The organism is Clostridium facile (genome assembly GCF_014297275.1).
Classification (GTDB): Bacteria; Bacillota; Clostridia; order Oscillospirales; family Ruminococcaceae; genus Massilioclostridium; species Massilioclostridium facile.
On sequence record NZ_JACOQK010000001.1, the window covers coordinates 2,143,442 to 2,158,154 of the forward strand.

The following is a 14,713-nucleotide window of genomic DNA, read 5'->3' on the forward strand; positions in this document are numbered from 1 at the left end:
TTAATATCTGTATAGGCGATATAAACTCTTCATATTACATGTAATATGAAAATATTTTACTTGTACTGATATAATTTAACATTTAAATAATAGGAATTGTTTGTTAAGTATTTTTAAAATACTGCCTAAATTATTGTACTTAGATTCATTTTTTAACAATAATATATTTATTTCTTTTATTTTTTCAACTTTTAATTTGTTGAATGTTTAAAAAATGCTATTGAATAACATTATATTGAAAATTTCACAAACATAGAAACAAAACTGAAAGCCTTAATAAGGCTTTCAGTTTTGTTATTATAACTATTTTTTCTTACGGGTAATCAGGATTGCTGCACCTGCTACTGCCAATACTGCCATACCTGCGATTGGGGCAATGTCCCCTGTTTTTGCTGCGTTCGCTTTGGTTGTTGTGCTTTCCTGTCCCGTTTGGGTAGCATTGTTGTTGGTAGTTGGTGTTTCAGTTTCTGTTCCTTCTACTGCTACTAAACTATCCATTGCAGCCTGCACAGATTGTACTGCTACGTCTACTTCTTCCTGAGTTGCGTTTTCATTTGCTAATACTGCATTCGCATCTTTTAATGCCGCTTCCAGTACTGCGTAGCTTTTTGCTGTGTATACATTCGCATCTATCTGATTTGCTTTTGCTACTACTTCTTCCAGGATAGATTTATCTGCTTTGTATCTCAGGTTCAACATTGCGTTTAACAGCTTATCTGCTACTTCATTGATTTCCGCCTGCATTGCGTCTCCGTCTTTGTATACGCTCTGAGCTGCTTCCAATGCTGTGGTAAATTCCGCTTGACCTGCTTCTACATACTTACTCAGGTCGATTCCTTCTGCTGCTGCGATCAAGCTTGCTAACTCTGTTTTATCGCCTGCTACAAATCCCAACTTATGGATTTCGTTTAGCAAGGTTTTCCATGCTGCATCCACTTCTTCTTGAGTTGCTGCATCATTTTCTGCTACTGCTTTCGCATTTGTCAATGCTTCATCAAAGGATTTTTGTACACTTTCGATGGCATTATCATATTCACCACTTGCTTTTGCTGCATCTGCGTATTCGATAATAGAATTTAAGATGCCTTTATCTGCTGTTTCCTGTGGTGTCGCAGAAATGACAACCTCTGTATATGGGCTTAATATAACCGAGGTCAATCCCAAAGAAATTGGATCAGTACCATTCATTTGAGGCATGCCACCTTCTGGTGTATACGCCATATTTTCTACCACTGCACGGTTAAACATGGAAGTCGCCAATTTAATAGTAATTTCGTTTTCACCGGCTTTTAGATAGCCGCCTAAATCGACAGTATCGGTGATGTTATCAATGTCTGGGATTGTCATACCATTAATAGAGATTTCTGTTACCTGGTCATGGTTATATGCAAACTTCATGGTTGCGCCATTTTCGCTGGTCCAGTTTTCTGGTAAGTTAAATTTTTTGGTGTAATATCCAATACCAATCACATTTTGCATAGAAGCTACACCTAATTGTTGTAATTGTTCTTCAGTCACAGGAAGGTCTTTCCAATCACCCAAAGCAACATTATCAAAGTTTACTGTGGTAACAACGGATTTGCTTGGGTCTTTATACAATGGATAGGTTGGTTCTACACCTGGAATCATTTCATCCTGTATATTATCAGTAGACTTGTCTGGACCCCAACTTTGTAGTTCTAGGCTCCATCCTTCGCCGCTTAAATCGATATCTTCAAAATGGTTATTGATGGTTGTAGATTTTGTGGATCCATCTGATAGGGTAGTTTCATAGGTTCCAGTTTCGTTGGAACGCAGGGTGATCTCTCCATCTTTATTATATTGTACCGTACCGCCAGTTTTAGAAACCGCATGCACATCCTGCACTTCAGGGAAGTTTGTTGTATCATTTGTAATCGCAATCCAGGTGGATTCGCCGCCGGATAAGTTGATGTGGGTTGTGATGGTTCCATCCCCATTTACGGTATAATCCGCTATTGGAGTAATTTCTCCTGTCCAAGCATCCAACATATATGGGATACCATCTCCGGTTAAAGTAACATCTGTATCCACTTTTTTGCCGGATTTATATTTTTCATTTTCACCATCATCAATCATACCGGAGTTTTGCTGTACTGGATTATTGTAAAGGAAATAGTAGTTGCTTGCATCTGTAGCATCCACATAATGGGAGGTTTCCAACTGAGATTCAGTATAAGAAGCATAAGAAGAAACGGACATTTCCTCTAATAAGCTTAAAATTTCTGCTTCGGTAGAAGCGATTTTTACATTGTTATAGGTTTTTAACTGGTCAAATAATGCGAGCATTGCCTTATCATTATTAGTAGCAGTACCGGTTCCATATACTTGGGTTGGCTGGGAATTATAGAGGATGATTGGTAAACCAGCTTGTGCGTATTCCAGGATGGTTTGCATCGCATCGGTGGAAATGGTAGAAACTTCGTTTAAGACCAGTGCTTTGTATCCTGGACCTTCTGGGTAGATAACGCCATCTTTTACAGTTGCGTTGTCCAAATCCAACAGAGCTTCACTCATAATATTGTAAGAGTAGCCGTTGTCCAATAATTCTTGGAAATTGTTTCCGTGTGCATTAGAGAAGGTTGTCAACTTATCATTTAGAATAGCTAAATCTACTTTTGCTTCTCCTGTTTGCAGGATTGCTTGGTTGCGTGCCATATAGTTTGCTAAGGTATCCATATCCTCCCAATAAGGTTGGCGGTAAGAATAAGAACCACAGAAATTGTTGCCAAACGCCATCCAGCCTGGCCAGCTTGCGTTGTAGCCATTATAGGATTTGGAATAAGGTGTTCCATGAAGAATCAAGTGATTCACCCCACCCGAGAAGTTTTGGGTTACTTCTGTCGCAACGTCTGCCCAATTAATTTGTAGATTACCAAATCCAGTAACAGCTTCCATGGACAAATAGGTTTTGTCAGCCAGATTTACTGCTGCGGATAAGTTCCTTAAACCATCACCTTTGGTTCCATTATCTCCTTCTGGGATATCCAGTGTTGCGGAAGCACCAGCAATATCCAAACCTGGTAAGGAGTATGGCTGCGCGCGATAGGTGTAGTTAAAAGTAGAGGCCCATTCGCTAATTGGAGCGGCATGGACAGTTTCATATAATTCACCCAATAGGTTGTTATAATCCTGTGAGATTTTTTCGCTTAAAGAAGTATCATTAAAACTGTTTGTTCCCAACGCCATAACAATTGGGAACTCATCGGTATATTGGTAATTTTCCTGCTCCAATTCCTCCATTAGATTATAAGACCAAAAAGCACCGGTATGACTGGCTTCAATAGAATCCTCAAAAATACTGGAACCATTTTCTTTTAATAAAGAGACTAGTTCTTCATCATTTAAGATACTTTTATTCCAATAATCAAAGATCGCATCAACACCATCGCGATTAAAATAGTTTGTAACATAAGATCTTGCGTACATTGCATCACTGATTCCACCAAATGGAGCATCAGACATAATTTGTCCTGTACCACGGCGGTAGGTAGTAACAACAACATAATCGCCGGCTTGGATAGCGTCTCCTTCACTGGAAGTATAACCAGAAATATTTGTGGCACTTAAATCAGCTTGGTAATAGTTCTGCCAGTCAGCCATTCGTTTGCGGTTTCCATTTTCATCAATTTTTTTGTTAAAGCTTTGAGAAAAATCCGCGTCTTCCGCTGGAGCCTCACCAAAGATATTCAATACATTGTTTTGGTAATTCATTGAGGCGTCAACGCGGCCGTCTGCCTGATATTCATTGAAGGTTGCTTCATCCGGTACGCCGGCCGCATATCCATCCCCTGTGGTGGAAGTATTTAAATCAATGATGGAATCCAAATCATATATTACGGTGCCATCCTCTTTTACAGAATCTACTTTTACCAAAGAAGAGGATACTAAAGTATCTGTAAAGAGAAATACTCCTGGTTTTAGCGCTTCTACTCTATCCTGTGTTTTTTGTTCCGGTAAAGTTAGTTTGTAAGAATTGGATTGTAAATCATCAGCGGTTACTTTTGTAACTGTACTTGTAATTTCTTGAGAAGCAGCATCATCATTAGGGTCAATATTATTAATGGTTGTTGGCCAATGTGCAGTAATCGTAATATCTACAATAAATCCACCCTCTACTTTTTTAGCGGCTTTTAATACCTTTTTTAAAGTATTATTCCATGCTTCAGTACCCCAGCCTACTACTTTTGCATCTTCACTAGCAATATTGCTAGAGCTTGACAGCATGGTAACTTCTACACCACCAAAACCGGCTTCTGCCAATTCCATAATCTGTTTTTCCACAGTGTCATATTCATCAATACCAGCACCACCATCTGGGAACCACATTCTAGCCATTGGTTTTTGTGTATAACTTGGGTTCTGAAATGCGGAAATAACAGAACCGGATGCTGTTTGGTCAGTAGCGCCTGCTGGCAAAGCAGTGGCAACACTGGTTACTACCATAGCGGTTGCCAAGACGGCTGCCAATAATTTTGTTCGTTTCATTTTTTCCTCCCTAATAAAACATTATCTTGTGTGAAATGGTTTATGTTGCTATCATTTTATCACCTTATATCCTGTACAACAATGACTTTAGATGATGATAAGAATTGCGAAACTTGACATCTATTTGCGTGAAGCAAAAAAATACCGATTTATTTTGTGCAATATATACAACGAACAAATAGGAACAATAAAAACAGCAAGGAAATCCAGGTGGATTTCCTTGCTGTTTTTATCGGGAAGCTCTATGCTGGCTTCGATATTCTTTTGGGGAACAATGGTATTTTTGTTTGAAGTTGCGAAAAAAATTGCTCACGTTTTGATATCCTACCATTTCCGCAATGGTTTCTACGCCTAAATCTGATTGGCAAAGATAATTTTCCGCAATCTGAAACCGTATATCGGATAAAATCTCAGAAAAAGTTTTTCCAGTCTGTTTTTTAATCATGCGGGATAAATGGGCCTCAGAATAATGGAATTGCTCCGCCATTGAAGCTAAATTTACGGTAGCGTAATTCAATTGGATATACTGTAAAATTTCCGGTAGCTTTCCCGATTGTATTAACTGATGATTTTGCTCCGTTACTTGGTTTTTGTGTATCCTGGCAATCTGCCCTAATACTAAGATTAAATTTGCTACCACCATCTGTTTATAGAATGGCTTCCGGTCAAAATGTTCTAGGATTAAGGCGTGAATATACTGTTCCATTTCAGGATCAATGGGAAACACCAGGTAATTTTTAATCATTTCATCATGATAGGTAGAATGAAAGAAAAAATGGAAAATTGTATAATCCTTATCAATAATATTTAAAAGCTGTTTTTCTACAAAATCCCGTTGGATCATAATATTGTAGATAACGGCGTTGGAATCGTTACAATTCAAGACATGGCGGGTATCGGGATTCATCAAAAGCAGCTGTTTTGGATTTAGTAAAATATCTTCTTTTTGGTTTACAATGGTGTGCATTTCTCCTTTATAAACATAGATTAGTTCAAAAAAATCGTGATAATGGGGATATTTAATATGAGGTCCTGGAGTGACAGGATCATGAAGATTTATATCAACTGCCCAGCCATGTTCCATCAAACTGCTTTGTAAAATGCGGAACTCCCCTGTTTTTTCAATCTGCTGCATAATGGAATGCAATGGTTCTGTGTTAGGTAGAACAATGGGGGCAGGAATGTGTTCCCGAATAGTATAGTAATCCAGAGTTGCCATCTTCTTTATCCTTTCATTCAATCAATGATCTTTTTCTTTCATACTACCTGATATAAGGAGAAAAATCAAGGGAATATTTTTCTTTTAAAAGAAAGAACAGTCATAAAAAACCGTTGTAAGGTCATGGGAGACCGTTGTTTTTTATTGGAGTAAGCGTTAAAATAACTTCTGTTATTTATACAAACTACCTATAAAATATTATGAATCATGCTGTTTTTTGATAAAAAGATAGCATAACGTTTTAATGGATTATTTTATAGGTAAAATTGACGTTCTTAAGGAGGAGAATGAACTATGAAAAAACGTACAAGAGTGCTTTCCGCCCTTTTGGCGGCGGCATTGGCTGGTTCTGTAGTAGGGGCAAACCTTCCGGTTTTCGCTACAGATGACAGTGTAACCGCAACGGTTGTGGATTCGTTTAAAGACCCATCTTCAGAAGCAAAACCAATGGCGCGTTTTTGGTTCCCGGATGCCGGTGCGGGTTTGCCAGATTCGGATTATAAGAACATGGTAGGAGATTTGATCCGCCAACTAGCTGATGGTGGATTTGGTGGTGTGGAAATTACCATGCTGGCTGACTCCAACAGTTATGACAACGACACAGCCGCAGAAATCGGATGGGGTTCCGACGCGTGGGCTGAAGTGCTTTCCCAAGCAGTTTATGCTGCCAATCAAATTGAGGGCGGCTTCCGTGTGGATGTTACCATTACAGCACATTGGCCACCAGTTATTAACAGCATTGATCCAAATGATGACCAACAGCAACAGGAACTTACTTATGTGGTACAAAAACTGACCAATGCGGATTTAAGCGATACCACAATCGACCTGGACTTGCCAGAAATGAAAACACAGGATTTTTCCAATACCCAAAATTTAATTGCTACTTTCCTGTTCCAGGATAAAATTGTTTCTTCTGCAATTGCGAAAGTTGCCTCTGTAGATGAAAACGGCAATCCAGTAATTGATTATGATTCCCTTACAGAATTAAACACATCTGTAAAACCAGACGCAGGTTATGCGGTTGGTATTCCAGAACAAGGGGTATCCGCTTTAAAACAGGATAAATCCGGCGCTATGGTTGCGGTAACTCCTGGTGAAAATGGATATATGCTTTTAGACGAACAAACGGTTATTTGGAAAACTGGAGAAAATAAAGGTAAAATCATCGAAGGCGCTATTGTGGAAATAGAAAATGCCGGTATGCCATGGGCTTCTACAAAAGTAACATTAAATGGGGAAGATATCACATCTCAGGCAACAATATTTGATAAAGGGACTTTAGTACAATACGATGAAGCTACGGATACTTACTCTAACGAAGGGCTAGTAGCTGTAGTTAATAACGATACTTTTGGTGACCGGGAAAGGATGGCGGATTGGCAGGATATTTATCAGGTAAATGAAAGCGATCTCAGTGCAGAAGCAGTAGAAGCAATCCAAAATTCTTCTGATGACACCATCCAAGCTGGCGATTATGTTTTGGTTAATACATACCGCAGAGGTACCGGTCAGATTATGTCCGGTGGACAAACCATTACTATGCCAAACAGGACGTATGCTGTTGATTATTTCAACGAAGAGGGAATTCAGGAAGTCATTGATTACTGGAATGAAAACATGCTGCCACATGTTTCCCCAGACTGTGGCGGAAAAAGTTTGGCGGAACTGATGAAAATCAACGGTGGTAGTATTTTTGAGGACTCCATTGAAATCCATCGTACAGGTAGCATTTGGACTGCAAACATGTTGGAAGACTTTGAAGCCAGCCAAGGCTATGATGTTGGAAAATACGCTGGTGTTATCGCCGGAGTTTCCACTAATAAAGCAGATGAAGCGGAACGTGTTACCGAAGACTACAATTTGGTATTAGGGGAACTGTATTCCTCCGACCATGCTGATAAGATTATGGAATGGACAAAATCCTTTGGCTATACATACCGTGCTCAAGCTTACACACTATCTGGATTGGATGTTGCTGGTGCGGCAAATGCAATTGATATTCCAGAAGGGGATAACTCTACAGCTGGAGATGGTATCCGTAATTTGGCGTCCGCTGCAAATGTAGGTGACAAAGAATTCCTTTCGATGGAAGCCCTGACCTCCGCTAGTGACCATCCAGTGTGGTATGAAGCACTTCGTGAGATTAATATGAATTTATCCGATGGGATAAACCGCATTATCCTACATGGCATCCCATTTACAAAATCCTATACCGATGTAAACAACGAGTGGCCAGGCTGGACCTTTATGTCATACGGTTGTTGGGCTCCTCGCCAACCATTCTGGGAGGACATGGATCTTATGAGCAACTACTTTGCGAGAATCCAATCTGTTACCCAAGAGGGGACAGTAAAAATTCCAGTTGCTATTATGAATGATAAAACAAAATCATTCCAATGCTTGAACGGTACCATGTTCCCAACCTTGCTGAACAATGGCTATACTTACAATATTCTAAGTGAAGCTGTATTGGAAGATGAGGGTGCGGTTGCTGCAAATGGTGTTCTGTGCCCAGATACAGCGGGTTATCAGGTTCTGGTGTTAAAAGAAGTGAATAGCATGTCCTGTGAAACACTGGAAAAAATCATTGGCTTCGCCAATGCCGGTGTGAAAATTGTTTCTTATAACAGCAATCCGACTAGCGTATATGGCACAGAAAAAGCGGATAATTCTGATGCTAAACTGCAAGAACTATATGCTCAACTGCAAACAAACGCAAACTTTAAAGCAGTAACTACAGAAGAAGAATTATTAGCATACCTGGATTCCTGTGATATCGAAACAGGAGTTAGCTATGACCAAGAAGGGTTGGAAGTTACCCATGTAAAAGATAGTGCCGATGATACAAACTATTATTTCTTCTTTAATGAACACAATATTGGGGAAGACCCTTCTGGTGGCATGGGAATTGGTTCGGACTTCAGCAAAGCTGATTATCAGCCAATCGAAACCACCGTTACTCTGGAAGGAGAAGGCACTCCTTATATGTTAGACCCGATTTCCGGTGAGATTACCCCAATCTCTGATTACTCTGTAACAGAAGATAGAAAAATTGAAATGACCCTTTCTCTCGAAGCACTTAACACAACTATTTTAGCAGTAACCAGTAATACGGAAGATTTTCCAGATCCATCTACTGCTCCAGCGGAAAAAACCTACACAGATAGCATTGATTTAAGCAACGAAAAATGGAATTTAGATATCCAAAGCTGGGGGCCAGACGCATCTGTAAATGATTATGACCCATCACAATCTACAAAAACAGAAATTACTGCTGGTGAGATCAACCTTGACTTATGGAAAAACTTGACCATCAACGAAGAAGAACTCGCGAAAGCTGGCGTTGAAAGCTCAGGGCAACTCTCCGGTATTGGTACTTATTCCATTGATGTAACCATGCCAGATGATTGGGATACTGACAATATGGGCGCAGAATTTACTTTTGAACACAAAGGTCTTGTACAATCCGGTGGCGGTTTCCCAGGCGGTTCTGGTAGCGGTTCCGGTGAAACCAAAGAAATTATGGAAACTAACCAGGATATGATTACAGCTGTAACAGTCACCAATGAAAATGGTACCTTTACTATACGGGATATCAACCCATTAAATGAATTTGTTGATTTAGGCAAGGTATTAACAGCTGGTAAAAACACAATCTCTGTTAAGTTGACCACAACGTTGGAAAATCGTGAAGATGGAAAAGCAACTGCTAACTACGGTTTGACGAAAGCTGGATTGAATTTATATGAACAAAAATCTACAGTGGATAAAGGTATCCTAAATTCTGTTATCGAATATGCAGATGCAGCAAAAGCAAGCGGTGAATATGATAATGCCATCGAAAGTGTACAAAAATCCTTTGATGAAGCATTGACAAATGCAAAATCAGTAGCAGAAAATGGTACAGCAACTCAAGAAGAAGTGGATGCAGCATGGAAAACCTTGCTAAACGAAATCCATAAATTAGGATTTGTAGCAGGCGATAAAACAGAGTTAGCAAGCTTGATCGCAGCAGCAGAAGGAATCGACCTGAGCAAGTATGTAGAAGCAGGTCAAGCAGAGTTCACCGCAGCATTGGAAGCAGCCAAAGGCGTATTTGAAGATGGCGACGCAATGCAGGCGGAAATTAATGAAGTAGCAGATAAGCTGTTAAACGCAATGTTGAACCTGAGATACAAAGCAGATAAATCTATCCTGGAAGAAGTAGTAGCAAAAGCAAATCAGATAGATGCGAATGCATACACAGCAGAAAGCTACGCAGTACTGGAAGCGACATTAAAAGATGCGGATGCAGTATTAGCAAATGAAAACGCAACTCAGGAAGAAGTAGACACAGCAGTAGAAAATGTACAGAGTGCAATGGACGGTTTAGTAGCAGTAGAAGGAACAGAAACACCATCTGATAATAATGCTACTCAGACTGGACAGGAAAGCACAACAACAAAAGCAAACGCAGCGAAAACAGGGGACTTTACCCCAATCGCAGGTATGGCAGTATTGGCAGTAGCAGGTGCAGCGGTACTGATTACCCGTAAGAAAAAATAATATTGTAAAACTTCTTTTTCTCTTTTCTTTTATAAAAAATCCAGAGGTATATTGCCTCTGGATTTTTTAACATATTCCTATGATTAAAACATCTTTTTTAGGAAAAAACAGATTGTTATGTGATGCTATGGTAAAATTCCGTATATATTGAATTTAGATTCTCTAAATTTCAATCGCATATGCTATCCTTAATTTCCTATTTTAATATAATGAGCCTTCTAAATTTTATCAGAGTCAAGTAAAAAATTATTGGTTTCCGAGAAGAAGAACATATCATTACCGTAATTATCAATGAATAGCAAAAACTATAAAAAATTGATATCTATCCTTGAAAGTAATTCGCATTTGTACATTTTTTAATGGATAAAATTTCTCCGCCAAAAAATTTGTATCACAATCAAAAGGTAATAGAAATACCAAAATAGGTACTAGAAGTACATTGTTAGAAGAAAAATGCAATGCTATAATAAACAAAATTATACTTTATACACAAAAGTATTTCGTTTAAGGAGGAAAAAATGAAAAAATCAATTCGTAAATTGTTGGCAGCAGTTACTACTACAGCTCTTGTCGCCAGTGTAACAGCTACCAGTATGGTTTCAGTAGGTGCTATTCCACAATACACAAAATCAGATATTATTTCTGCATTTCAAAATCCGGATTTAGATGCTAAACCGATGGCAAGAATGTGGTTTGTAGATGGGCAGGCTGGAGCGATTGAAAATGATATCATTGCCGAGCATTTGGCAGGTATGGCAAAATCCGGATTTGGTGGAGTGGAAATTGCCTTATTAGCAGATAATTCCAACATGACAAACGATCAAGCAGGAGAATATGGTTGGGGCACAGAAAACTGGAAAAAAACAGTGAAAAAGATTTTAAAAGCCGCTAATACCATTGAAGGTGGATTTAAAGTAGATTTTACCATTACGCCTCATTGGCCACCAATTTCCAATACAATAGATCCAAATGACGATGAAGCCGCGACAGAGCTTTCCTATGCTTATAAAAAGATTACAGCGGATGATTTGGCTGCTGGTACTGTTGATACTCCCCTTCCTATACAAGAAAAAACAGATTTGGCTAGAACACCCTTTTATAAAACTGACCGTTTTGTTGCAGCTACTGTAGCGCAGGTGATTGGATTTGAGGAAAAAACAAATAAACCGATCTTTCAATTTGAAACATTGCGAGACCTAACTGACGTAACTACCAAAAAAATTGCAGTGGAAGGGGAATGCTATAAAGAAGAAAACGGTATAAAATACGCTGGGTATGCGGCTGGTATTCCTTCCAGGGAAGTAGCCGAAGCGGATGGTATTGATTACGATACACAGATTTTAGCCAAATTTGGTCCAGAACCATCTACCAATGATTTTGAAGGAAAAATTGACAAAGACGGAAACCGCAAACGAATGGCGGATTGGCAATACCTTTACGAAACTGATTTGACAAAACTCAATTTACAGGATTACCATCCAAACAACGACGAAACCTTTGCTGTTGGAGATTATGTGCTATTTGGCAGCTACTGCCGTGGAACAGGGCAAGCCGTTTCCGGCGCAAATACAACGATGAAAAATCGCACTTATGTAACCAACTATTTTGAATCCGATGGTATCCAAAAAGCGTTGGATATTTGGAACGAATGTATTTTATATGACGAAGTAAGGGCGTTGATGGAGAAAAACGGTGGTAGCATTTTTGAGGATTCCATCGAAACTACCCACAATGGTCCCTTCTGGTCCGCTGACTTAATGGAAGATATGACCAACTATTTAGGGTATGATACTACCCTATATGCTCCGGTTTATATGTCCGGAAGAACAAGCAAAACATTCGTGGATGTACCTGGACAAGCAGCGCCAGATATTATTGTTACACGTGACGCCGATTTTATTTTCCAATCGGAAAATGATGAATCCGAACGGATTATTGAGGATTATAATTTAGCATTGGCGCACTTGTTTGAGACAGAACATGTAAAGACTATTCAAGATTGGGCTGCTGGGTTTAACTATAATTACCGTGCGCCAGCATACTCTTTACCAGGATTAAGTATTGTAGGGGCGGCATTGATGACTGATGTAACAGAAGGGGACAACTCCACTTATAAGGATGCGTTGCGCCAACTTTCCAGTGCCGTCAATATGAAAGGGGAAAAATTCCTTTCTTTAGAATCCTGTACCTTTGCAAAGGCGGATTTTAATTGGCAGACCATTTTAAAAGAAATGAATCAAAACACTTCCCAGGGAGTAAACCGCGTCATTGTACATGGAAGCGCTTATCCTGTTACTTTAAATAATTACCAAGATTCTTGGCCAGGTTGGAACTGGGGTGGTGGGACAGGATTTCCAGCATGGGATAGCCGCCAAATTTTCTGGGATGATGCTGATGCACTCAATGGATATATTACTAGAACGCAGGCAGTGATGCAGAATGGTACCGCAAAAGTTGACTTAGCAATCTTAAACGACACCGAGCAATCCTTTCATTTAATTACTAAAAATTCCAACCAGGAGTTATTAAATAACGGATATTCCTACAATATTTTGGATGAAAGCGTATTAAATTTGGATTCTGCTGTTGTTACCAATAGGGTATTAAATGAAAACGGGCCTGCTTACAAGGCCATTGTATTGGATAATGTTAATATGTTGTCTGCTCCTACCGCTTTCAAACTAATTGAATATGCAAAAGCAGGTTTACCAGTCATTTTGAAAAACAGTAATCCACAAAGAATTTATGGGACAGAAAAAGGTGAAAATAATGTGGATAATTTGACTGCGTGGATTGCAGAATTGAAAAACATGGACAACGTAAAATCTGTTACCACAGAACAGGAATTAATGGATGTGTTGGCAGAGCTAAATATTTCTTCCAGTGCACAGTATACCGATGTCAATGGATTAGAAACTTCCCATCGTCAAGATAATGTGGGGGATTATTACTACTTGTTTAACGATAATACAGAACAACCGGTGTCCACTACTGTACAATTGGAAGGGAATGGTGTACCTTACACTTTAGATCCATGGACAGGTGAGATAACACCAATTGCAACCTATACAGAACAGGAAGACGGGGTTTCTATCCACCTTGATTTAGGCGCAAAACAATCTGTAATCATTGCAGTTGCACCGGAAGGTGGAGATTTTCCAAAAGTAGAGGATACCCATGTGACAGCTGTTACAGGAGGTCAAGCTGTTTACGATGGGGAATCTCTCATACATCGGTCAACTGAAAACGGAAGTTACGGTGTGGTAATGTCAGATGGTTCTATCAAACAGATTGTAGATCAAGATGTAGAATCCCCAATTTCAATACAGGAATGGGATTTATCTCTGGAAAGCTGGGGCCCAGATGAATCTGTAAATGATGTTAACCCAACCATTAGTAAAAAAACAACTGTTTTATTCAACCATGTGGCAACAGGTACTACTTGGGATCAGCTGCCTGCAACAACAGAACAACTAGAACAGCTTGAAGTTAATTCAATGGCGGATGTATCCGGTATCGGGACTTACTCTGCAACCTTTACCTTGTCAGAGGATTGGAACATCAACAATGGCGCATACTTTAATTTTGCGAAAAATGAAAACGATGAAGTAGTGGAAGTAACTATAAATGGCAATGTGATACACAATATTGATACATTCGCAACCTCTGTAGACCTATCCCATTACCTTGTTGCAGGAGAAAATACCATCTCTGTCAAAGTAGACAGCACCATTACCAATCGCTTTAATGCAACCCATCAATCTGCAGATAGAACAACCCATGGATTGATGAGTACTGTGGTAACTCCTTACCAGGATACTATGTTAATAACCCATGCGGAACAGCTAGAAGATCCATCTTCTACCCCTTCTCAAGGAGAGCAAGGTTCTTCGTCACAGGGAAGTGACTATACTGGCAACACTGATTCGGTAAAAACAGGGGATGTTGTTCCAATCGCTGGAATAGCTACTGTTTTAGCAGCTGCTGTTTCCACTGTTATAGTAACACGCAAAAAGAAATAGTTTTTCCACTATTTTTCCTTTTCCATAATAAAAACGTCCAGGGAAAATTTTCCTGGGCGTTTTTACAATATCTTCTTTTGAAATTTAAGGATAACCAACTTATAATTGGCAATTTTAGTTTGTCCTAAAAGTAAAATCTAAATTTGCTGTTAGAACTTCTTCCCATTTATAAAGATTTTAAAGACACTGGTTATTAAATTCGGTTAGAGCAAATAGAGTGTTCTCTTTTTAATGAAAAAAAGAAGGAATTTGACAATCTGCTCGGAACAAGGTATAATATTTTATTATGGAGAGTTGTCCGAGTGGTCGAAGGTGCAGCACTCGAAATGCTGTGTCCCCAAAAGGGACCCAGGGTTCGAATCCCTGACTCTCCGCCAAGTTGAGTCTGAATGTAAATGCGTTCAGACTCTTTTTTTGT

Annotated in this window: 4 protein-coding genes and 1 tRNA gene; 3 read left to right on the forward strand and 2 right to left on the reverse strand. The window is 39.3% G+C overall.

All coding sequences use genetic code 11. From position 1 onward, the window contains the following. Positions 1-303 precede the first annotated feature (303 nt). Together H8Z77_RS08930 and H8Z77_RS08935 are read right to left on the reverse strand one after the other, a co-directional pair. Positions 304-4,506, reverse strand: coding sequence for an FIVAR domain-containing protein (locus H8Z77_RS08930; RefSeq protein WP_186996796.1), 4,203 nt, complete (start codon positions 4,504-4,506; stop codon positions 304-306). Positions 4,507-4,735: 229 nt separating this feature from the next. Next, complete coding sequence (locus H8Z77_RS08935) at positions 4,736-5,725, reverse strand: AraC family transcriptional regulator (protein WP_186996797.1); 990 nt, start codon at positions 5,723-5,725, stop codon at positions 4,736-4,738. Positions 5,726-6,019: 294 nt separating this feature from the next. Here H8Z77_RS08935 and H8Z77_RS08940 point away from each other — a divergent pair, with 294 nt between their 5' ends. The 3 genes from H8Z77_RS08940 (at position 6,020) to H8Z77_RS08950 (ending at position 14,672) form a co-directional block, all read left to right on the forward strand. Further along, positions 6,020-10,273 (forward strand): glycosyl hydrolase, encoded by a 4,254-nt coding sequence (locus tag H8Z77_RS08940; RefSeq protein WP_186996798.1) that lies wholly within the window; start codon positions 6,020-6,022, stop codon positions 10,271-10,273. Positions 10,274-10,791: 518 nt separating this feature from the next. Next, entirely contained in the window at positions 10,792-14,295 is a 3,504-nt protein-coding gene (locus H8Z77_RS08945) for a glycosyl hydrolase family 2 protein (RefSeq protein WP_186996799.1), read from the forward strand. A 288-nt stretch (positions 14,296-14,583) separates the two neighbouring features. Beyond that, positions 14,584-14,672, forward strand: a tRNA-Ser gene (locus tag H8Z77_RS08950). Positions 14,673-14,713: the final 41 nt, after the last annotated feature.

What these genes read in the sequence shown, in the direction of transcription:
- H8Z77_RS08940 (WP_186996798.1), top strand. Translation starts at nt 6,020, where the DNA reads ATGAAAAAACGTACAAGAGTGCTTTCCGCCCTTTTGGCGGCGGCATTG.
- H8Z77_RS08945 (WP_186996799.1), top strand. Translation starts at nt 10,792, where the DNA reads ATGAAAAAATCAATTCGTAAATTGTTGGCAGCAGTTACTACTACAGCT.
- H8Z77_RS08935 (WP_186996797.1), bottom strand. Translation starts at nt 5,725, where the DNA reads ATGGCAACTCTGGATTACTATACTATTCGGGAACACATTCCTGCCCCC.
- H8Z77_RS08930 (WP_186996796.1), bottom strand. Translation starts at nt 4,506, where the DNA reads ATGAAACGAACAAAATTATTGGCAGCCGTCTTGGCAACCGCTATGGTA.